Annotated in this window: 17 protein-coding genes; 12 read left to right on the forward strand and 5 right to left on the reverse strand. The window is 72.5% G+C overall.

The window, feature by feature from the left end:
• Positions 1-47 precede the first annotated feature (47 nt).
• A complete protein-coding gene (locus AB0O28_RS26655; protein ID WP_363644677.1) occupies positions 48-989 on the forward strand; it encodes a LysR family transcriptional regulator in 942 nt (313 codons plus the stop codon).
• Here the strand turns inward: AB0O28_RS26655 and AB0O28_RS26660 are convergent.
• Positions 978-1526, reverse strand: coding sequence for a DUF4245 domain-containing protein (locus AB0O28_RS26660; protein WP_363644679.1), 549 nt, complete (start codon positions 1524-1526; stop codon positions 978-980). The two genes, AB0O28_RS26655 and AB0O28_RS26660, sit on opposite strands and share 12 nt — an antisense overlap.
• 46 nt (positions 1527-1572) lie before the next feature.
• Complete coding sequence (locus AB0O28_RS26665; protein ID WP_363644681.1) at positions 1573-2166, reverse strand: TetR/AcrR family transcriptional regulator; 594 nt, start codon at positions 2164-2166, stop codon at positions 1573-1575.
• 147 nt (positions 2167-2313) lie between these two features.
• On the opposite strand from AB0O28_RS26665, the gene glpX reads away from it, so the two are divergent.
• A complete protein-coding gene (gene glpX, locus AB0O28_RS26670; protein WP_363644683.1) occupies positions 2314-3342 on the forward strand; it encodes a class II fructose-bisphosphatase in 1029 nt (342 codons plus the stop codon).
• On the opposite strand, the gene AB0O28_RS26675 is transcribed toward glpX, so the two are convergent.
• On the reverse strand, positions 3339-3986 hold the full coding sequence (locus tag AB0O28_RS26675; RefSeq protein ID WP_363644685.1) for a DUF1707 domain-containing protein: 648 nt from the start codon (positions 3984-3986) through the stop codon (positions 3339-3341). The two genes, glpX and AB0O28_RS26675, sit on opposite strands and share 4 nt — an antisense overlap.
• A gap of 121 nt (positions 3987-4107) precedes the next feature.
• On the opposite strand from AB0O28_RS26675, the gene AB0O28_RS26680 reads away from it, so the two are divergent.
• Both AB0O28_RS26680 and AB0O28_RS26685 read left to right on the forward strand, forming a co-directional pair.
• Positions 4108-6483, forward strand: coding sequence for a LuxR C-terminal-related transcriptional regulator (locus AB0O28_RS26680; protein WP_363644687.1), 2376 nt, complete (start codon positions 4108-4110; stop codon positions 6481-6483).
• Between the two features lie 196 nt (positions 6484-6679).
• Complete coding sequence (locus AB0O28_RS26685; protein WP_363644689.1) at positions 6680-7894, forward strand: MFS transporter; 1215 nt, start codon at positions 6680-6682, stop codon at positions 7892-7894.
• Here the strand turns inward: AB0O28_RS26685 and AB0O28_RS26690 are convergent.
• The gene (locus tag AB0O28_RS26690) at positions 7884-9245 is read right to left on the reverse strand and encodes a PLP-dependent aminotransferase family protein (RefSeq protein WP_363644691.1); all 1362 of its coding nucleotides are present in this window, start codon (positions 9243-9245) and stop codon (positions 7884-7886) included. The genes AB0O28_RS26685 and AB0O28_RS26690 overlap by 11 nt on opposite strands.
• A 67-nt stretch (positions 9246-9312) precedes the next feature.
• On the opposite strand from AB0O28_RS26690, the gene AB0O28_RS26695 reads away from it, so the two are divergent.
• The 4 genes from AB0O28_RS26695 (at position 9313) to AB0O28_RS26710 (ending at position 15451) form a co-directional block, all read left to right on the forward strand.
• On the forward strand, positions 9313-10206 hold the full coding sequence (locus tag AB0O28_RS26695; RefSeq protein ID WP_363644693.1) for a DMT family transporter: 894 nt from the start codon (positions 9313-9315) through the stop codon (positions 10204-10206).
• Positions 10207-10579: 373 nt separating this feature from the next.
• The gene (locus tag AB0O28_RS26700) at positions 10580-12232 is read left to right on the forward strand and encodes a fumarate hydratase (RefSeq protein ID WP_363644936.1); all 1653 of its coding nucleotides are present in this window, start codon (positions 10580-10582) and stop codon (positions 12230-12232) included.
• 99 nt (positions 12233-12331) lie between these two features.
• A complete protein-coding gene (locus AB0O28_RS26705; RefSeq protein ID WP_363644695.1) occupies positions 12332-13822 on the forward strand; it encodes a protein kinase in 1491 nt (496 codons plus the stop codon).
• 42 nt (positions 13823-13864) lie between these two features.
• A complete protein-coding gene (locus AB0O28_RS26710) occupies positions 13865-15451 on the forward strand; it encodes a serine/threonine-protein kinase (protein WP_363644696.1) in 1587 nt (528 codons plus the stop codon).
• A gap of 26 nt (positions 15452-15477) precedes the next feature.
• Here AB0O28_RS26710 and AB0O28_RS26715 read toward each other — a convergent pair whose 3' ends face one another.
• Positions 15478-16080 carry a TetR/AcrR family transcriptional regulator gene (locus AB0O28_RS26715; protein WP_363644698.1) on the reverse strand — a complete coding sequence of 201 codons (603 nt, stop codon included), beginning with the start codon at positions 16078-16080 and terminating at the stop codon, positions 15478-15480.
• 100 nt (positions 16081-16180) lie between these two features.
• Here AB0O28_RS26715 and AB0O28_RS26720 point away from each other — a divergent pair, with 100 nt between their 5' ends.
• From AB0O28_RS26720 to AB0O28_RS26735, 4 genes are all read left to right on the forward strand, one after another.
• A complete protein-coding gene (locus AB0O28_RS26720; protein WP_363644700.1) occupies positions 16181-16621 on the forward strand; it encodes a DoxX family protein in 441 nt (146 codons plus the stop codon).
• An 88-nt stretch (positions 16622-16709) separates the two neighbouring features.
• A complete protein-coding gene (locus tag AB0O28_RS26725) occupies positions 16710-18101 on the forward strand; it encodes a class II fumarate hydratase (RefSeq protein ID WP_363644702.1) in 1392 nt (463 codons plus the stop codon).
• Between the two features lie 67 nt (positions 18102-18168).
• Entirely contained in the window at positions 18169-18942 is a 774-nt protein-coding gene (locus tag AB0O28_RS26730) for a 3-hydroxybutyrate dehydrogenase (protein WP_363644704.1), read from the forward strand.
• Positions 18927-20828 carry a helix-turn-helix domain-containing protein gene (locus AB0O28_RS26735; RefSeq protein WP_363644706.1) on the forward strand — a complete coding sequence of 634 codons (1902 nt, stop codon included), beginning with the start codon at positions 18927-18929 and terminating at the stop codon, positions 20826-20828. Before AB0O28_RS26730 ends, AB0O28_RS26735 begins: the two co-directional genes overlap by 16 nt.
• The last annotated feature ends 47 nt before the right edge of the window (positions 20829-20875 follow it).

Here is a 20875-nt window from a genome sequence, read left to right on the forward strand (position 1 = left end):
CGATACGTCTAATACGTCTTCGGACGGCTCCTGATATCTGTAAGCGTATGGAGCGTCCCGAACTCCCCCTGGCGCAGTTGCACGCCTTCGCCGTGCTCGCCGAGGAACTGCACTTCGGCCATGCGGCGGCCCGCCTGGGAATCGCCCAGCCACCGCTCAGCCAGCAGATCCGCCGCCTGGAGGACAAGGTGGGCCACCCTCTGTTCACGCGGGAACCGGGTCGTGTCGCCCTCACCGCGGCGGGTCGCGAACTGCTGCCGGCCGCCCGGCGCGCCCTCGCCGATCTCGCCGACGGGCTGGCCGCCGCCCGGGCCGCCGGCAGCGGCCGGACCGGCCGCCTACGGATCGGCTTCGCCGCCTCCGCCGCCCTGACCGTCCTGCCCGGTCTGCTGCGCGCGTTCCGGGAGCGCTACCCCGACGTCCGGCTGGACATCCGCGAGATGACCACCGCTCCGCAGATCGCCGCTCTGCGCGACAAAGTCATCGACGTCGGCCTGCTGCGCGAACCCCCTGCCGACCACGCCGCCGACCACGCCGCCGACGACGCTGCCGCCAGGGCTGGGCTCGCCTTCAGGACGGTGCTCACCGAGCCCTTCGTGGCCGTGCTGCCGTCCGCCCACCCGCTGGCCGCCCCGCGGACCGTACGGCTCGCGCGACTGGCGGACTCGCCCTTCGTGCTCCTGCCCCGCGCGGCCGGGCCGGGACTCCACGACCAGATCGTCGGCCTGTGCGAGGCGGCGGGCTTCACCCCCCGGGTCGTGCAGCGCGCGGTGGAGTGGCAGACCGTGTGCGCCCTCGTGGAGACCGGCCTGGGCGTCTCCCTTGCCCCGGCGAGCATCCGGCGCATCCGGCTGAAGGGCGTCGCCTTCCGCCCGGTCGAGCCCAACGCGCGCACCCGGGTCGCCGTCGGCTGGCGCGAGGACGACCGGAGCCCCCTGGTCGCGCATCTGCTGGAGGCCTTCGGGCGGGATCCGGAATCAGCCGGCTGACGGAACGGGAGAGGGTGTGGCCTGGGGGGCGAGGGTCCGGGCGAGGGCGGTCAGCTCGTCCCAGTCGGCCGATCCGGTGACGACCACCGCGTGATCCGGGAAGACGCGGACCAGCGTGCGCTGGTTCTTGTCCTGGCGGAACCGCTCCTCCCAGGTCACACCGTCGATCTGACGGCTTCCGCCGGGCTTGTCGGTGTTGGCCATGCGGTTGACGAATGCAGCGGCCGGTTTCTCGTCGCTCTGAGCGAGCATGGCGTGCTGCCTCTTGGCGGTCGCGAACCCCAGCCGCCACGTCACAACGCCGTTCTTCTGGCTCAGCGACGAGCTGTTGGGCACCCAGTTGGGCAGCACCTGGTTCGGGGCGACGACCTCGTACGGCGCCGTGCGCGCCGCGTTGACCTGGTCGATGGAGAAGTCCACCCGCGGGATGTGCTCGGTGCGACTCTGCGGCGTGATGAGCAGGAACACTCCGACGGCGGCGAGGCAGACGAAGAGCGCGAACGCGTAGCCGTACAGACCCTGGGTGAATCGTCCCACGTAATGCGAGATTAGTCGGTGGGGCGGGCGGTGGCCGTACCGGCCGTCAGGGATGCCGAATATCGCCGATGATGCGAAGAGCGTCCTCGGCCATGCGGTGCGCCGTCTCCGGGTCGTCGGACAGCGTCACCTCCTGTACGACGGCCGCCAGGGCGCCGGTGACGACGACGACCAGGGCGTCCTCGTGCTCGAACAACGCCGCGGTGCGCCTGGCCCACTGCCGGAGGCGGTCACGCATGATGACCTCAAACCCGGGCGGGGCGTCGCCGCGCAGGAAGAGCGCCGCGAGTTCGCGCTCGGCGAGGCAGCCTTCCAGGTAGGCCCGCGCGGCGGCGAGGAACTGGGGCATCGGGTCGGTCTCCCCTGCCGCCCGCGCCTCCTGCACCGCCTGCCGGGTGCGCTGGGTCTGCCGCTTCTGGAACTCCTCGAACAGCGTCAGGTAGAGGTCGGCCTTGCCGGAGAAGTGGTGGTACAGGCTGCCGACGCTGGCGCCGGCCCTGGCCACGACGTCGGTGACGCCCGCTTCGGCGAAGCCGCTCGTGATGAACGTCTCCTTCGCGGCCTCCAGGAGGGCTCCCCGTGTCGCCGCGCCGCGCTCCGACGTGCGCATCGTCACTGGTCGTTCGGTGTCGCTGCTCATGCGGCGACGATATCCCCGACTCGTCCGCTCCGGGGGTGGCACGCCCGCAAATGGCCTCCTACCTGGCCCGACAGGTTCAGACCAATCGGACAGGAACGGCTTGGCGAACTACGATCGCTGGAACGGCACCTGCCCGGAAGGGGATCGATGGCTGATCACGTACCGGCCGCTCTGGCGACGGGAGAACGCGCACCCGACCGCAACCTGGCTCTGGAACTGGTCAGGGTGACCGAGGCGGCGGCGATGGCGGCCGCGCGCTGGGTGGGGCGCGGCGACAAGAACGGGGCGGACGGCGCCGCCGTGAACGCCATGCGCCAACTCATCAACACGGTCTCGATGAAGGGCGTCGTGGTGATCGGCGAGGGCGAGAAGGACAACGCCCCGATGCTCTACAACGGCGAGGAGGTCGGCGACGGGACCGGCCCCGGGTGCGACGTCGCCGTGGACCCGATCGACGGCACCCGGCTGTGCGCGCTCGGCATGAACAACGCGATCTCCGTGATCGCGGTCGGCGAGCGCGGCTCGATGTACGACCCCTCCGCGGTGTTCTACATGGAGAAGCTGGTCACCGGTCAGCAGGCGGCCGAGCACGTGGACATCGACGCACCGGTGGCCGACAACATCCGCGCCGTGGCGCGGGCCAAGGGCGCCAAGCCGTCCGACGTCACCGTGGTGATCCTCGACCGGCCCCGGCACGAGCGGATCGTCAAGGAGATCCGGGAGACCGGCGCCCGGATCCGTTTCATCACCGACGGCGACGTGGCCGGCGCGATCATGGCGGCGCGCAACGGCACCGGTGTCGACCTGATGCTCGGCATCGGCGGCACCCCCGAGGGCATCGTCGCCGCCTGCGCGCTCAAGTGCATGGGCGGCGTCATCCAGGGCAAGCTGTGGCCGCGCGACGAGGAGGAGCGCCGCAAGGCCCTCGACGCCGGGCTCGACCTCGGCCAGGTGCTCACCACCGACGACCTCGTACGCTCCGACGACGTGTTCTTCGCCGCGACCGGCATCACCGACGGCGAGCTGATGCACGGCGTGCGGTTCCAGGGCGGCGCGGCGGTCACGCACTCCCTCGTCATGCGCGGGCGGTCCGGCACGATCCGGAAGATCGAGAGCGAGCACCAGCTCTGGAAGCTCGGCGCCTACAGCGCGATCAACTTCGACACGGCCGTCTAGCGGCCGAACAGGCGGCGGCGGGGGCGCTTCGGCGAGCGGGCGACGACCTTTCCGCCGAAGACGAACCCGGCGAGCTCGATCACGGGTGCGTCCGGCGCGAAATCGGTCACGCCCGGCGGGAGCCGTACCTCGTTCCTGAGCGACCGGACGCGGGCGTCCGGGGCGGTCACGATCCGCACGCCCTCGGGAACCGTCAGGTTGACCGTGCCGGCCATGACGGCGAGTTGCACCACCACGTGCCGCGACTGGAGCAGCGCCTCGCACAGGTCCATCGAGACGGTGCCGCCCAGGGAGGTCACCGGCACCTGGGAGGGCACGACCCACCGGCCGCCCCGGGTCTCCGTACGGAAGAAGGCGGTGACGGGGCGGCTGTCCATGCGGAACGGCTGGCTCTCCGGCGGTAGCAGGTCCACGGTCAGCTCGGCCAGCTCGCCGAGGGTCCGCGCGGCCCAGACGCGCTCCACCCGCTCCTCGTGCTCCAGCGGCGTGAGCCGCCCGTCGGTGACGGCGTCCACGAGCACCTCGACGATCCGCTCCCGGTCCGCGTCGGAGGCCCGCATCAGGGAGGGGTCGGGCGTGTCCGGGGTGCGTGGCGAGAGGAAGGCGGAGATCCACTTCACGGCTGAGGACTCGCTGCTGCTCACACCATCGAGAGTAAGCGGTCCTCGCGCGGCGGTCACCACTCGACGCGGCACCCGGTGCCGGGCCCCCGCGTTGACCGGGCACTTCGTGGCCGCTTAGCGTGAGGAGGTGGTCGCGGGGGCGGTGACACGGCAGGTCGGCAACCTTCCGGCCGACCTGACCAGCTTCGTCGGCCGTAGGCGCGAGCTGGCCGAGATCAGGCGGCTGCTCGCCGCGTCGCGCCTGGTGACCCTGACGGGGGTGGGCGGCGTCGGCAAGACCCGGCTGGCCCTGCGGGCGGCCGCCGAGCAGCGCCGCGCGTTCGACAGCGTCTGGCTGGTGGACCTGAGCACGGTCACCGATCCCGGGCTCGTCACGGAGACGGTGGCGGCCACCATGGGCGTGCGGGACGAGGCGTCGGCCTGCCCCGCGGACTCGCTGGAGCAGGTGCTGTCCTCGCAGCGGACCCTGCTCATACTGGACAACTGCGAGCATCTGCGTGACGCGTGCGCCGTGCTCGCCGACCGGCTCCTGCGCGCGGCCCCCGAGCTGCGCATCCTCACGACGAGCCGGCAGTCGCTCGGCATCACCGGCGAACACCAGATGAAGATCCCGCCGTTGCCCGTCCCCGAGCCGGACCGGCCGCTGAACCGCAGGTCGCTGGAGTTGTACGACGGGGTCAGCCTGCTGACGGAACGGGCGGCGGCGGTGCTGCCCGGCTTCGCCGTGACCGAGGACAACCAGGCGGCCGTCGCCGAGCTGTGCCGCCAGCTCGACGGCATCCCCCTGGCCATCGAGCTCGCCGCGGTGCGGCTGCGGACCCTGTCGGTGAACGCGCTCGTCGAGCGCCTTCGCGATCGCTACCGCCTGCTCACCGGAGGCAGCAGTACGGCCGTGCCACGACAGCAGACACTGCACGCGCTGGTCGACTGGAGCTTCCAGCTGCTGCCCGGTGCCGAGCGGACGTTGTGGACCCGGCTGTCCATCTTCCCCTCGCATTTCGACCTGGACGCCGTCGAGGCGGTCTGCACCGGTGACGGGATCGAACGGGACGACGTGCTCGATCTGCTCGACGCGTTGCTGGACAAGTCGCTGCTGCTGCGCGAGGAGCACGCCGGCGCGGTCCGCTACCGCATGCTCGACACGCTGCGCGAGTTCGGCCGCAAGCGGCTCGGGGGGCCGGCGGAGCGCCGGTCGCTCCAGCGGAGGCACCGGGATCACTACCTCCTGCTGACGCGGCAGGCCGCCGACGAGTGGTTCGGCCCCGACCAGTTCTCCTGGTCCAGGCGGCTCAACCTGGAGCAGGCGAACCTCCGCGCCGCGATGGACTTCTGCCTGCAGGAGCCCTGCGAGGCGGAGACCGGGCTGCGCCTGGCGACCCTGCTCATCGAGCCCTACTGGACAACCAACGCCTTCTACAACGAGGGTCGCCACTGGCTCGACCGCATGCTGGCGGCGACGCCGGAACGCACCCAGCTGCGCGCCTGCGCTCTGCTCTTCGACGCCTTCCTGGCGCTCACGCAGGGGGACACCGCGGCGGGCCTCCCGCTTCTCGACGAGGGCCGGGCGCTGGCCGAGGAACTGGGCGATCCGGAGATCCTGGCGTACGTGTCCCTGATCGCCGGGCTGGCGGCGCACTACAAGGGCGACTACACGAGCTGCGCCGAACTGCTGAACCTGGCCCTCGTCGAACAGGAGGCCGCGGGTCACAAGAACGGGATACTGACGTCGCTGACCACGCTGGCGGCGACATTGGGCCAGCTCGGCGACCACGAGCGCGCGACGGAGCTGTTCGAGCGGAGCATCGAGCTGACCAGCAGACACGGGGAGAAAGTCGGCCGGGCCTGGGCTCTGACGTTCTTCGCGATCTACCTGTGGCAGTACGGCGACGACGAGCGGGCGACCGCACTGGCGCGCGAGGGGCTGGCTCTGGGCCGCGACTTCGGCGACCGGCTGAACGCCGCGACGAACCTGCAGACGCTCGCCTGGATCCTCACGAGGAAAGGCCGTCACGCGGACGCCGCGCGGCTCTTGGGAGCCGTCGAGGAGATCGGACGCACGATGGGCCTGACCGCGACCAGGGTCAAGCGGCTCGCCGAGTTCCACGAGAGCTGCCTGGCCACGCTCCGGAGCAGGATGGGAGACAAGGCCCTCGGCCTGGAGTTGCGCCGGGGCCGCCGGATGACGCCGGACGAGGCGATCGAGGAGGCGCTCGGCGACCGGATCGAGGCCGGGCGCACGCGCGCGGACGAGACGCTCGTGGAGGCCGAGCCCACGCGGCCACGACGCCCCCCGGCGGCGGACTCGACGGCCGAGCCGTCCCCGCTCACCCGGCGCGAGCGGGAGATCGCCGAGCTGATCGCGCAGGGACGAAGCAACAAGGAGATCGCCTCCGCCCTCGTCATCTCGCAGCGCACGGTCGAGGGCCACGTCGAGCACATCCTGGACAAGCTCGGCTTCGCCTCCCGCGCCCAGGTCGCCGCCTGGATGGCCGCACGGGAGGCAGGGGGCAGGCCCTGACCGGCGGCGCCGACCGGTGGCACGGGCCGGTCGCTCGGGCCGATCACACGGGCCGATCACACGGGCCGATCACACGGGCCGGTCGCACGGGCCGGTCGCACGGGCCGGCGCACCCCATTGACCGGGCGGGTGACGGCTCCTACGCTGGCCAAAACTTGAACCCCCCTCATGTTCGCGGAGGCCCACGGTGCCACTTATGGACACGGTGCCCACTCCTCGCGATCGGCAGGCGCGGCTCGCCACGTTCGCGGTGTTCTTCGTGCAGGGCCTCACCTTCGCCACACTGCTCACCCAGGTGGCGGCGCTGCAGAAGAAGCACGGCCTGACGGACGGCGAGCTGACGATCCTGCTTCTCGTCGTCCCGGTCATCGCGGGGGCCGGGAGCGTGCTCGCGGGCGCCGCCGCGTCCCGGTGGGGCAGCCGCCTGATCCTGCGCGTGGTGCAGCCGCTCGCCTGCGCCGCCGTCGTGCTCGCGGGCCTCGCCCCGAACGTCCCCATGCTGGTGGCGGCCAACGTCCTGTTCGGCCTCGGCCTGGGCGGGGTGGACGCGGGCATGAACATGCAGGGCGTCGCGGTCGAACGGGAGTACGGCAGGGCGGTGCTCACCGGGTTTCACGCGCTGTGGAGCGTCGCGGCGGTCATCGGGTCGTTGTGGGCCTCGGTGGCGGCCACGCTCGGCCTCGGCCTGCCCGTCACGTTCGCGATCGCCCTTGTTCCGGCCGCCGCGGTCGCCGTCGCCTCCTCGCTCCGGCTCTACCGGCCCGAGGAGGAACACCACGCGTCCGCGGACCGGGACGAGGACCCGGCCGCCGGCACGCCGACCGGGGTGGCGTGGCGCCCGATCATCCCCCTCTGCCTCGCGATGGCGTTCCTCTACGTCGGCGACTCGTCGGTCTCCAACTTCGGCACCGTCTTCATGGACAAGGTCCTGCACGCCTCGGCGACCGTGATCCCGCTGGCCCTGGGTGCCTACCAGCTCACCACGTTCCTGGTGCGCGTCGGCGGCGACCTCGCGGTGCGCAGGTGGGGCCCCGCGGCCATCGTGCGGGCCGGAGGCTCCGTCGCGGCGCTGGGCTTCGTCGCGATCGTGGCGGCGCCGACGGTGCCGCTGGCGATCGCGGGCTTCGCCCTCACCGGGATCGGCCTGTCCGTCGTCGCCCCGCAGTCGTTCTCCGCGGCCGGCCGGCTCGACCCCGAGGGCACGGGCGTGGCGATCGCCAGGGTCAACATGTTCAACTACGTGGGGTTCATCGTCGGGGCCGCGGTCGTCGGGGGTGTCGCCGACGCCTCCGGTTTCCGCGTCGCCTTCGCCGCACCGCTCGTCCTCGCCGCCGCGATCATCCTGCTCGCACGCGGTTTCCAGCCGCGTGCGGCCGGCCCGGCCCCCGCGGCCCCCGCCGTCACCTCCTGACGTCTCCCGCGAGGGCGCGTACGGCCTCGGTCACGCGGTGGGCCGGGAGGCGGGCGAAGCCGATCACCAGCCCCCGCGGGCCGTGGGCCGGCGTCACGGCCTCCGCGGACAGGCCGGCGGCGCGGGCGGCCCGCACCAGGCCGTCCACGTCACGCCCTCCGCCCGTCTCGGCGTACAGGTGCAGTCCCGCCGAGATCCCGTGCACGGTGATCCAGGGCAGATGCTCGGCCAGGGCGCCGGCGAGAGCGTCCCTGCGCCGCCGGTACTCCCGGCGCATCCGGCGCAGGTGCCGGTCGTACGCGCCGGCGTCGATGAAGTGGGCGAGCGCGTACTGGTCGAGGACCGGCGAGCCGAGGTCGAGCTCTCCGCGCGCGAGCCGTACGGCACGGGCGACGCGCGGGGGCGCCGCGATCCAGCCGAGCCGCAGCCCCGGGGCGAGGGCCTTGCTCACGCTGCCGGCGAGCACGACCCGGTCGGGCGCGAGGCCCTGCAGGCACCCGACCGGGTCGCGGTCGAAGCGGAACTCCGCGTCGTAGTCGTCCTCAAGCACGAGGGCGCCCGTGCGGGCCGCCCAGCCGATCAGCGCGGCGCGGCGGGCCGGGGACAGGACGACGCCGGTGGGGTACTGGTGTGCGGGGGTGACCACCACGGCGTCGGCGTCGCCCGGCAGGGCTTCGACGACGATCCCCTCGCGGTCGACGGGCACGGGGACGATGTCCGCCCCGGCCCGCCGGAGCAGCGGTATCTGGCGCGCACTCGTCGGGTCCTCCACAGCCAGGACGATCCCGCGGCCCCGGTCCCGCACCAGGGTCTGCACGACGAGGCTGAGCCCCTGCGCCACCCCGGTCACGACCACGACGTCGTCCGGTGACGCGTCGGCCGCGCGCACCCTGCCGAGGTAGGCGGCGAGTTCGCGGCGCAGAGCCGGCACACCGCCGGGGTCTCCATAGTCGAGCGCGTCGTTGGGCAGCGTGGCCAGCACATGACGGACGGCGGCGAGCCACGCCTGCCGGGGAAAGAGGCCGAGGTCCGGCGACGTGGGCCGATGGCCGTAGTGGGGCCGGCCCTCCCGATCGGCCGGGCTCTGCTCGACGGCCTGCCGCCCGGCCCCCGCCGCGACCCGGGTGCCCGCGCCCGTTCTGGAGTCGAGCACTCCCTCGGCCACCAGTTGCTCGTACGCCTCGACCACGACGCCGCGCGACAGGCCGAGATCGCGGGCGAGATCGCGGGTGGCGGGCAGGCGCGTGCCCGGGACGAGCCGCCCGGACCGGACGGCCTCCCGCACCTCACGGGCGATCTGCCCGGCGAGCCCGCCCGCGGCCCGGTCGACCACGAGATGAAGATCGGCCATTGGTCCACTCTAATGGCCTCCGATTGGACCATGAACCAGGACCAAGCCGTCCCTAGCATCACCTGACATGAACACTCATGTGACCGGAGCGGCGGGCGCGATGTTCCTCGTGGGGACCTTGGCGGCGGTCTCCGGCGTCATCGCGGACTACCCGGTCTACGGGGGTCAGGCGCTCCGCTACGCCCTCGCCGCCGTGATCCTGCTCGTCGTCGCCCGGGCACGCGGCCTCGGGCTCGTACGACTCCGGCCGCGCCAATGGGCGCTGCTCGCCGCGCTGTCGCTGACGGGACTCGTGCTGTTCAACGTCTGCGTGGTCGAGGCGACCCGCGCGGCCGGGCCGGCGCTGCCCGGCATCGTCCTCGGCACCGTGCCGCTGGCGCTCGCCCTCGTGGGCCCGATCGCCACCGGGGCCCGGCCGTCCCCACGCGTGGTGGCCGCGGGGCTGGTGGTGGTCGCCGGAGCATCGCTGGCGACCGGCGCAGGCAGCGGCAACATCGCCGGACTGCTGTGGTCGCTGGGCGCCCTGGTCTGCGAACTGTGCTTCTCGTTGCTGGCCCTGCCGCTCCTGCCGCTGATCGGCTCCCTCAGGCTGTCGGCCTGGACGTCCGCGCTGGCGGTGCCGTTCCTGCTGGTCGCCGGCGTCGCCCTGGACGGCCGTCACGTGCTGCGCGTGCCGACGGCCGCGGAGGCGGGCGGCCTCGCCTACCTCGCCCTGGTGGTGACGACCGTGGCGTTCTTCCTGTGGTACCGCTCGCTGCCCCGCCTGGGCGCGGACCGGGCCGGGCTGTTCGCCGGGATGATCCCCGTCGGCGCGCTCGCCACGGCCGCCCTTCTGGGGGTCGCCGTCCCCTCCGCCGCCGACCTGGCGGGAGCGGTCCTCGTGATCAGCGGGATCGCCCTCGGCCTCCGCTCGCCCTCGCCTCGTCTGCCGGTTCGGGTTGCGGCTGGCGAGATGCCCTGACCTGGTCCGCAGCCTCGCTCGGCGGCGGCCACTCACCGGAGGGCCGCCCCGCGCCGGGAGGGGTCCACCAGAGGATGTCGCCGTCCTTGACCTGCCGCAACACGATCGTCAGCAGCGACACCGCAAGGGCCACGAGAATGCCGATCGCGAAGACGACCATGACCCACAGTCCGCCGTCCATGGCCCCTCCCCTCTTTGTCCTCTGTCTCAATTATCCCGCTTTAAGGCCGAATGTTCAGTATGAAGTTATTCAAAACCTACTCATAGCCCGGACATCATGACCGCGGCTCGCGCGCCGTACGCTGTGCAAAGACCATGGGCGGCCCGGTCGGCGGGCGCGCCCGACCAGGCAGACCACGAGGAACCGAGGACGATGCCGGAGTTCGACTACACCGACCTGCTCCCGCTTGGACCGGACGAGACGGAGTACCGCCTGATCACCAGCGAGGGGGTGCGGGTCACCGAGGCCGCCGGGCGCAGGTTCCTGGAGGTCGAGCCGGAGGCCCTGAGGCTGCTCACCGAGACCGCGATCCACGACATCTCGCACTATCTGCGGGCGTCCCACCTGGCCCAGCTCCGCAAGATCGTCGACGACCCCGAGTCGAGCGGCAACGACCGCTTCGTCGCCCTCGACCTGCTCAAGAACGCGAGCATCTCGGCCGGCGGCGTGCTGCCGATGTGCCAGGACACCGGGACCGCGATCGTCATGGGCAAGCGCGGCCGGCACGTGCTGACCGACGGCCGCGACGCCGAGCACCTCAGCCGCGGCGTGTACGACGCCTACACCAGGCTCAACCTGCGCTACTCCCAGATGGCGCCGCTGACCATGTGGGACGAGAAGAACACCGGCTCCAACCTGCCCGCCCAGATCGAACTGTACGCCGAGGACCCGAACGGCCACCCGGACGAGTACAAGTTCCTGTTCATGGCCAAGGGCGGCGGCTCGGCCAACAAGTCGTTCCTCTACCAGGAGACCAAGGCGGTGCTCAACGAGAAGCGGATGCTCGCCTTCCTCGAGGAGAAGATCCGCTCGCTCGGCACCGCCGCCTGCCCGCCGTACCATCTGGCGATCGTCGTGGGCGGCACCAGCGCGGAGTACGCCCTGAAGACCGCGAAGTACGCCTCGGCCCGCTACCTCGACTCGATCCCCACCGAGGGCTCGGCGAGCGGGCACGGCTTCCGCGACCTGGAGATGGAGAAGAAGGTCTTCGAGCTGACCCAGAAGCTGGGCATCGGGGCGCAGTTCGGCGGCAAGTACTTCTGCCACGACGTGCGGGTCATCCGCCTGCCGAGGCACGGCGCGTCCTGCCCGGTCGCGATCGCGGTGAGCTGCAGCGCGGACCGGCAGGCGCTGGCGAAGATCACGCCGGAGGGCGTCTTCCTCGAACAGCTGGAGACCGATCCCGCCCGGTTCCTTCCGGACACGACCGACGAGCACCTCGGCGGCGACGTGGTGAGCATCGACCTCAACCGCCCGATGCCGGAGATCCTGGCCGAGCTGAGCAGGTATCCGGTCAGGACCCGCCTGTCGCTCACCGGCCCGCTCGTCGTGGCCCGCGACATCGCCCACGCCAAGATCGCCGAACGGCTCGACGCCGGCGAGGACATGCCGCAGTACATGAAGGACCACGCGGTCTACTACGCCGGCCCCGCCAAGACCCCCGAGGGATACGCGTCCGGCTCCTTCGGGCCCACCACGGCCGGACGGATGGACTCCTACGTGGAGCGCTTCCAGGCGGCGGGCGGCTCGATGGTCATGCTGGCCAAGGGCAACCGGTCCAAGCAGGTCACCGAGGCGTGCCAGAAATACGGCGGCTTCTACCTCGGATCGATCGGCGGCCCGGCGGCCCGGCTGGCCCAGGACTGCATCAAGAAGGTCGAGGTCCTGGAATATCCGGAGCTGGGCATGGAGGCGGTGTGGAAGATCGAGGTCGTGGACTTCCCCGCTTTCATCGTCGTCGACGACAAGGGAGACGACTTCTTCGCCGACACGACCGGTCCCGTCCTTACCATCGGACGCCGCTGAATCTGCAGGGGTGTTGTCAGGATCTTTGACAGAAGATCTCAACAATTTCCCGGCATGGTCTCTACAGGTCGCAGTGTACAAATCGGTAAGCTGCCACCCATGCGTGCGCCGTCCGGATACCTGTTAGCCGCGCGCTATCGGCTGATCGAGCCGGTCGGGCGCGGCGGGATGGGCACTGTGTGGCGCGCGCGTGACGAGCTGCTCGACCGCGAGGTGGCCGTCAAGGAGGTGCGCCTCCCGCTGGTCCTGGACGAGGACCTGCGTGCGGAGCTGTGCGCGCGCACCGAACGCGAGGGCAGGGCGACCGCCATGGTCGCCCACCCCGCGGTGATCACGGTCTTCGACGTCATCACCGAGGACGACCGCCCGTGGATCGTGATGGAGCTGCTCAGGGCGCGGTCTCTGGAGGAGCTCATCCGCCAGGAGGGCCCGCTGCCGCCGCGCCGGGTGGCCGACATCGGACGGCAGGTGCTCGGCGCGCTGCGGGCCGTCCACGGCAAGGGCATCCTGCACCGGGACGTGAAGCCCAGCAACGTGCTGGTGACCGACGACGACCGGGCGGTGCTGACCGACTTCGGGCTGGCCGCCCTGGAGGGCGACGCCTCCATCACCCAGGCCGGGATCGTGCTGGGCTCCGCCGGGTACATCGCCCCTGAACGCATCCTCGGCGACAAGGCGAGCCCGGCGGCCGACCTGTGGTCGCTGGGCGCGACCCTCTACACCGCCGTCGAGGGCCGCGGCCTGCACGGGCGCCGTACGGCGGCGGCCGCGCTCGCGGCGCTGACCAGCGGCGCCCCGATTCCCATGGAGAAGGCGGGCCCGCTCGCCCCGGTCCTTCGCGGCCTGCTCCAGATCGACCCCGCAGCCAGGCTCGACAGCGTCCGCGCCGCCCACGCGCTGTCCAGGATCGCCGCCGGAGGCATGGCCGAGGACCCGTTCGCCTCCCCGTTCCGGGCCGGTCGGCCCACGCCGCCGCCGACCGCCCCGCAGCCCACGGCCCCGGACACCCGCAAGCCGCCGCAGCGCGGCCAGCGAGGGCAGCACCGGGCCGAGTCGCGGCCCACGCCCAAGGTGACCCCGCGCGACCGCGACTCGGGGGCCCACCGGCAGTCGGGCCCGTACGGCCAGCTGTACCGGCCCGGCGACTACGGCCAGCCGTATCCGCAGAGCGGGCAGCCGAGGGGGCCGCAGACACCCAACACGTACGGCCCGCACGGGCAGTCCGGACACTACGGACAGTTCGGCCAGAGCGGTCACCTGCGGCACAGCGGGCCGTACAGCGGCTCACACAGTGGTCCACACAGTGGGCTACACAGCGGCCCGCAGCCGCAGTACGGAGGACAGTACGGGCAGTACGGAGGACAGTACGGGCAGTCCGGTCCCCACCACGGCACCTCGCGCGACTTCCGGGACTCCCGGGAGATGCCGGCCGTGCCGTCCCAGCGGCGGCGGCCGAGTGAGGGCCTGCACCGGAAGCCGCCGGAGCCCACTCTCTACCACGTCGTGCGCATCCCCATGATGCGGCACGTGGCAAAGATGATCAAGATTCTGCTCCCACGCCGGTATTGGCCCAGAATCTTCATCAAGTAACCGGAAAGCGATTTACAAGACGGGATCGCTATCTTTCTAGATATGCCGGAACAGCACCCGCCGCTGCTCGCCGACCGCTACGAGCTGCGCACCCGCATCGGCCGGGGAACCATGGGCACCGTCTGGCGGGCGTACGACCAGTCGCTCGGCCGGGAGGTCGCGGTCAAGGAGATCCGTCAGGACTCCTCGCTCAGCTCTCGGCAACAGCAGGAGCTGCGCGAACGCATGATGCGCGAGGGCCGCATGGCGGCGCGTGTCAGCCATCCCTCCGTCGCCACCATCCACGACGTGATCGTCCACGACGGCATCCCGTGGATCATCATGGAGCTCGTCGAGGGGCGTTCCCTGGAACAGGTGATCGACCAGGAGGGGCCGCTGCCGCCGCGTCTGGTGGCGGAGATCGGCTACGACCTGCTCGGCGCGCTGCGCGCGGCCCACGCCCAGGACATCCTGCACCGGGATGTCAAGCCGGCCAACGTGCTGCTGACCGAGACCGGCAGGGTGGTCCTGACCGACTTCGGCATCGCCAAGGCGCTGGGCGACAACGCGCTCACCCAGACCGGCATGGTGATCGGCTCGCCGGGCTACACCGCCCCGGAGCGGGCCAGGGGCGACCACACCGGTCCCGAGTCCGACCTGTGGTCGCTCGGCGCGACGCTGTACTTCGCCGTCGAGGGACGCCCGGCGTACGAACGGGCGACCGTGGGCGAGACGCTGGCCGCGCTGATGACGGAGAGGGCCGACCCGCCCACGCAGGCCGGACCGCTGCGGCCGGTCCTCGACGGGCTGCTGGAGAAGGACCACACCGCGCGCATCACGCCCGAACGGGCCGCCGCGATGCTGCGCGTGATCGCCGACACCCCCACGGGCTCCATTCCCGCCGTGCCCGCGGCGGGGCCGGGCGACATGGGCGATATGAAGGCGCGCCCCGGCGGGTACGGCTCCGCCGCCCCACCCCACGCCTCCCCGTCCCCCGCCGGCCCACCCCACGGCGGCCCACCCCACGGCGGCCCGTCTCGCGGCGGCGCCCCGGCCACCGGAGCGGCCGGAGCCCGAGCCGCCGGGGGCAGCGCGACCCGGGACGACGAGGACGACGCCAACCGCACGCTGGTCGTCCCCCGCCCGCAGAGCGGCCCGCGCCTGCCTCCCCCGCCCGCCCGGCCGGGAGAACAGCCCGCACCACGAGCGCCCGGTCCGCGTGGCGGTGCCGCCCAGCCTCCGCCGGCGGGCGGAGCGCCGGGCCGCGGCCCCGCGGCCGCACCGGGCGGCCCTCACGCCGGCGACCGCCCCGCGCCCGCCACGCCGGCGCCTTCCGCCGGAATACCCGGCGGCCCGCACACCGCGCCCCCCGGTGCTCCGCACACCGCGCCTCCCGGTGCTCCGCACCCTGGCGGCCGGAACCCCGCGCCGCCCGGGCCGTACCCCCCGGCGGGTCCCGGCCCGTACGCCCCGGGAGGTCCCGGCGGTGGCGCCCCACGTCCGCCCAGCCTGGGCACGGACCTGTTCGCGATGCGCGGCCCCGACGGTCCGGACGCCAAGACGCAGGCCCGGGTGCTCGTGACGATGGGGATCGTGCTCGTCGCCGTCCTCGCGCTGATCCTCCTGGGCGTCTTCATCTTCGCCAGGTGACGGTGCGCCGGGCGCCTGCCGCCGCTTCAGCCCGGCGCGAGCCCCCGGCCGCCTGATCCTGTCCGCATGGCGCCGAGAACCAGGCGGATCATCGACCGGGCGAGCGCTTCCGGATCGCCGTCGGCGCTTTCCGGCAGGGCGCCGCTCAGCCACAGGCTGGTGAAGCCGTGGACCAGCGACCAAGCCGCCATCGTGGTCATCCGGTCGTGTTCCGGGCCGGGCGACAGCCAGCGGGTGCTGGTGACGAGCATCCCGGCGGCGCGCTCGCGCCCGGTCCGGACGCTCGGATCGTCGGTGCGGTAGAGCTCGGGCCGGAACATCACTTCGAAGTAGGGCCGATGGTCGATGCCGAAGCGGATGTAGGCGACGCCGACCTCCCATACGTCGTCGGCGGCGGCCTCCAGAGCGTCGGCGAACATGGCGAAGCCCTCGGCGGCCACGGCCGTCAGCAGGCCTTGCTTGTCGCCGAAGTGGTGGGCGGGGGCGGCGTGTGAGACGCCCGCGCGGCGGGCCAGCTCGCGCAGGCTCCATCCGGCCGGGCCGGATTCGGCGATGGCCTGGAGGGCGGCGTCGACGATGGCCCGCCTCAGGTTGCCGTGGTGATAGGACGGCTGGCTGATCTGCCTCACCTCCGCGTTCCGGTGCCGCTGTGCCGATCTCACCCTATCTTGACATTGACAAGATGGCGGCGTTCCTTCAATCTTTCCATTGACAAGATTGGAGGACGGGATGGCTCCGTTCATCGCCCTCACGGGCGGCTTCGTCGTCCTGCGGCTCATCGGCCTGGTCGGGCTCGACGCCCTGGACGCCTGGCAACCGGCTCTGCGGGGGGCTCTCGCCCTGATGTTCGTCGTCACCGGCGTGCCGCATTTCCTGCCCTCGTGGCGCCGCGACTTCGTCGCGATGATCCCGCGGGCGTTCCCGCACCCGGCCCTGCTGGTCACCGTCACCGGAGTCCTGGAACTGGCCGGCGCCGCCGGGCTGCTGTCGCCGCCGGTCGCGCCGTACGCGGCGATCGGGCTGGCCCTGCTCATGATCGCCATGTTCCCGGCCAACGTCTCGGCGGCCCGCCGCGGTCTCACCCTGGCCGGGAAACCGGTGACCCCGTTGCCCGCCCGCACGGCCCTTCAAGTGCTCTTCGTCGCCGCCGCCGTGGCGGCGGCCGTGTGACGCGGGGGCCGGCACGTCCGAAGATCCTCGTTCAGGGGGCGCGCATCCGGGCAGGAACGAGCCGTAGGAAGACCCGAAGGACTGAGGCATGGACGAATTCCGCATCGAGCACGACTCCATGGGCGAGGTCCGGGTGCCCTCCCGGGCCAAGTGGCGGGCCCAGACGCAGCGCGCGGTGGAGAACTTCCCGGTCTCGGGCCGGGGGCTCGAGCCCGCGCACATCGCGGCGCTCGCCCGGATCAAGGCCGCCTGCGCCAAGGTCAACGCCGAGTACGGCGTGATCGACAAGGACATGGCGCAGGCGATCCAGGAGGCCGCGAGCGAGGTCGCCGAGGGGAAATGGGACGACCAGTTCCCGGTGGACGTCTTCCAGACCGGGTCGGGCACCTCGTCCAACATGAACATGAACGAGGTGGTCGCCACGCTCGCACAGGAGCGGCTCGGCCGGCCCGTCCACCCGAACGACCACGTCAACGCCGCCCAGTCGTCCAACGACGTCTTCCCGTCCTCCATCCACGTCGCGGCGACGTACGCGGTGGTGCACGAGCTGACGCCCGCGCTGGAGCACCTGGCGACCACGCTGGAGGAGAAGGCCACCGAGTTCGCCGACGTGGTGAAGTCGGGCCGCACCCACCTCATGGACGCGACGCCGGTCACACTCGGGCAGGAGTTCGGCGGCTACTCCACGCAGATCGAGCTGGCGCTCGAACGGCTGCAGGCCTCGCTGCCGCGTCTGGCCGAGCTGCCGCTGGGCGGCACGGCCGTGGGCACCGGGGTGAACGTGCCCGCCCCCGGCTGGGCGCAGTCCGTGATCGCCGAGCTGAGCCGCGTCACGGGCCTGCCGTTCACCGAGGCCAGGGACCACTTCGAGGCGCAGGGCGCGCGCGACGGGCTGGTCGAGCTGTCGGGCATGCTCAAGGTGATCGCCGTCTCGCTCAACAAGATCGCCAACGACCTGCGGTGGATGGGGTCGGGCCCGCGCGCCGGGCTGGGTGAGATCAACCTCCCGGACCTCCAGCCCGGTTCGTCGATCATGCCGGGCAAGGTCAACCCCGTGATCCCCGAGGCCGTGACCATGGTGGCCGCCCAGGTCGTGGGCAACGACGCCACGGTCACGATGGCCGGGGCCTCCGGCGCGTTCGAGCTCAACGTGATGCTGCCGGTGATGGCCCGCAACGTGCTGGAGTCGATCCGGCTGCTGGCCGGCGTGTCGCGGCTGCTCGCCGACCGGTGCGTCGGCGGGATCACGGCGAACGTGGAGCGCCTGCGCGAGTACGCCGAGTCGTCGCCGTCGATCGTCACCCCGCTCAACCGATATGTGGGGTACGAGGAGGCCGCGAAGATCGCCAAACAGGCGCTGAAGGAGCGCAAGACGATCCGGGAGGTCGTCATCGAGCGCGGTCACGTGGCGAACGGCACGCTGACCGAGGAGCAACTCGACCGGGCGCTGGACGTGCTGTCCATGACCCGCCCCACATAGGAAGGCGGGCATCTATGTCGCCGGTCGCCATGTGCCCGGAAGGGCTCGGTTCCTATCGTGAGACAGCATGAGCCTTGAAGGGCGTACCGCACTCGTCACCGGCGCGGGGAGCGGCATCGGCCGGGCGTGCGCCCGGCGGCTTGCCGCCGAGGGCGCGCACGTCGTCGTCGCCGACGTCAACGCCGAGGCCGCGGGCAAGGTGGCCGCCGAGATCGGCGGCACGCCGGTGGCCGTCGACCTGTCCGATCCGGAGTTCCTGGTGGCCTGGCGCGGCCAGCTCCCGCCCTCGCCGGACACCCGCCTGCAGGCCGACATCGTGGTGAACAACGCGGGCTTCCAGCACGTGGCCCCGATCGAGGAGTTCCCGCCCGAGATCTTCAGCGCGATCATGCGGGTGATGGTCGAGGCACCGTTCCTGCTCGTGCGGGCCGTGCTGCCCGGCATGTACGAGCGCGGCTGGGGCCGGATCGTCAACATCTCCTCGGTGCACGGCCTGCGCGCCTCGCCGTTCAAGTCGGCCTACGTGACGGCGAAGCACGCGCTGGAAGGCCTGTCGAAGGTGATCGCCCTCGAAGGGGCGCCGCACGGGGTCACCTCCAACTGCGTCAACCCGGCGTACGTGCGCACGCCGCTGGTGGAGAACCAGATCGCCGACCAGGCGCGGACGCACGGCATCAGCGAGGACGAGGTCGTCGAGCAGATCATGCTCGCCCCCGCGGCGATCAAGCGGCTGATCGAGCCGGACGAGGTGGCCGAGATGGTCGCCTACCTGTGCGGGCCCCAGGGATCGTTCGTCACCGGCGCCTCGATCCCCGTCGACGGAGGATGGAGCGCGCGCTGACCCCGACCGCTCCGGACCAGAACAGCGCGTACGCCTACCTCGACCTGCTCGCCCGTGAGGCGTCGGCGGTCGAGTTCGAGGGCCCGATCCTGCAGGCCAGGGCGGCGGGAGCCGACGCCGCGACCCTGGAGGAGCTGGAGCGGGCCAAGGTCGCCGCGCTGCGGGTGCGGGCCGTGCTGCGCCGGCGGGCCAGGCGGGAGGCGGAGCTGTCGGCGCTGTTCGACACCGCGAGCGACCTGGCCGGGCTGCGCGACCTCGACGCGGTGCTGGAGGCCATCGTGCGCCGGGCCAGGCAGCTGCTCGCGACCGACATCGCGTACATGACGCTGAACGACCCCGAGCGCGGCGACACCTACATGCGGGTGACCGACGGGTCGATCTCGGCCAGCTTCCGGCGGCTGCGGCTGCCGATGGGCGCCGGGCTCGGCGGGCTGGTCGCGCAGAGCGGCACGCCGTACAACACGGCGGACTACTTCGCCGACCCGAGGTTCCGGCACACGAACACGATCGACGTGGCCGTCCACGAGGAGGGCCTGGTGGCGATCCTCGGGGTGCCGCTGCGGCTCGGCACGCAGGTCATCGGCGTGCTGTTCGCGGCCAACCGCGGCGCCAGGCCGTTCGCGCAGGAGGAGGTGGCGCTGCTGTGCTCGCTGGCGGCGCACGCCGCGGTCGCCATCGACACCGCCCGGCTGCTGCAGGAGACCCGGGCGGCGCTGGCCGAGCTGAGCGAGGCCAACACGCTGATCAGGGCGCACAGCGAGTCGATCGAGCGGGCCGCGGACGCGCACGACCGGATGACCGGCCTCGTGCTGCGCGGAGGCGGGGTGGAGGACGTCGCGGCGGTCGTCACCGAGGTGCTGGGCGGCCGCCTGACCGTGCTCGACGACGAGGGCCGCCCCCTCGTGGGCGAGTCCGGCGACCTGGAGGCGGGCGTGTTCGACGCCGCCCGGTCCTCGCGGGCCCTCGGCCGCACGGTCAAGCGGGGCGACGCGTACGTCGCGTCGGTGGACGTCGGGGCGGCGCCGCTGTGCACGCTGGTCCTGCGGACCGACCGCCCGGTGTCCGACACCGACCAGCGGATCCTGGAGCGGGCCGCGATCGTCACCGCGCTGCTGCTGCTGTTTCGCCGCAGCGTCGCCGAGGCGGAGGGGCGGGTGCGCGGCGAGCTGCTCGACGACCTGGTCTCCCGCCCGGAGCTGCGCGGGCTGCACGACCGGGCCCGCCGTCTCGGGGTCGACCTCGACGCGCCGCACGTGCTGGTCGTGGCACGGCACGACGGGCAGCGGGAGCGGGCCGCCTTCTGGGCCTCGTCGCAGGCGACGCTGGCGCACGGCCTGGCCACCGCCCGGGGCGACGAGGTCGTGCTGCTGCTGCCCGGCGAGCGGCCCGGCGCGCTGGCCCGCCGCGTCGCGGCCGAGCTGAGCGCCTCGCTGGGCCGCCCGGCGACGGCCGGGGCCGCGCCGGCCTCGGGGCCGGTGACGGCGGTCGCCGCGGCCTACGCCGAGGCCCGGCGTTGCGCCGGGGCGCTGGTCGCGCTCGGCCGTACGGGCGATGGCGCGAGCGCCGAGGAACTGGGCTTCGTCGGCCTGCTGGTGGGTGAGCGGCGCGAGGTGTCCGGCTTCCTGTCCGGCGCGCTCGGGCCGGTGCTCGACTACGACGCGCGCCGGGGAACGGCCCTGGTCAAGACGCTGCACGCCTATTTCGGCACGGGCGGCTCGCTGTCGCGTACGGCCGAGGCCCTGCACATCCACGTCAACACGGTGACCCAGCGACTCGACCGGGTGGGGCAGCTGCTCGGCGCGGACTGGCAGGAGCCCGAGCGCGCCCTGGAGATCCAGCTCGCCCTGCGGCTGCACCGGCTGCGCACCCACATGCCGGACGCCTGAGGTGTGTGGCGACGCCCCATAGGAGTGACCTCGGTCACTGCATACCG

The organism is Microbispora sp. NPDC088329 (assembly GCF_040685655.1).
GTDB lineage: Bacteria > Actinomycetota > Actinomycetes > Streptosporangiales > Streptosporangiaceae > Microbispora.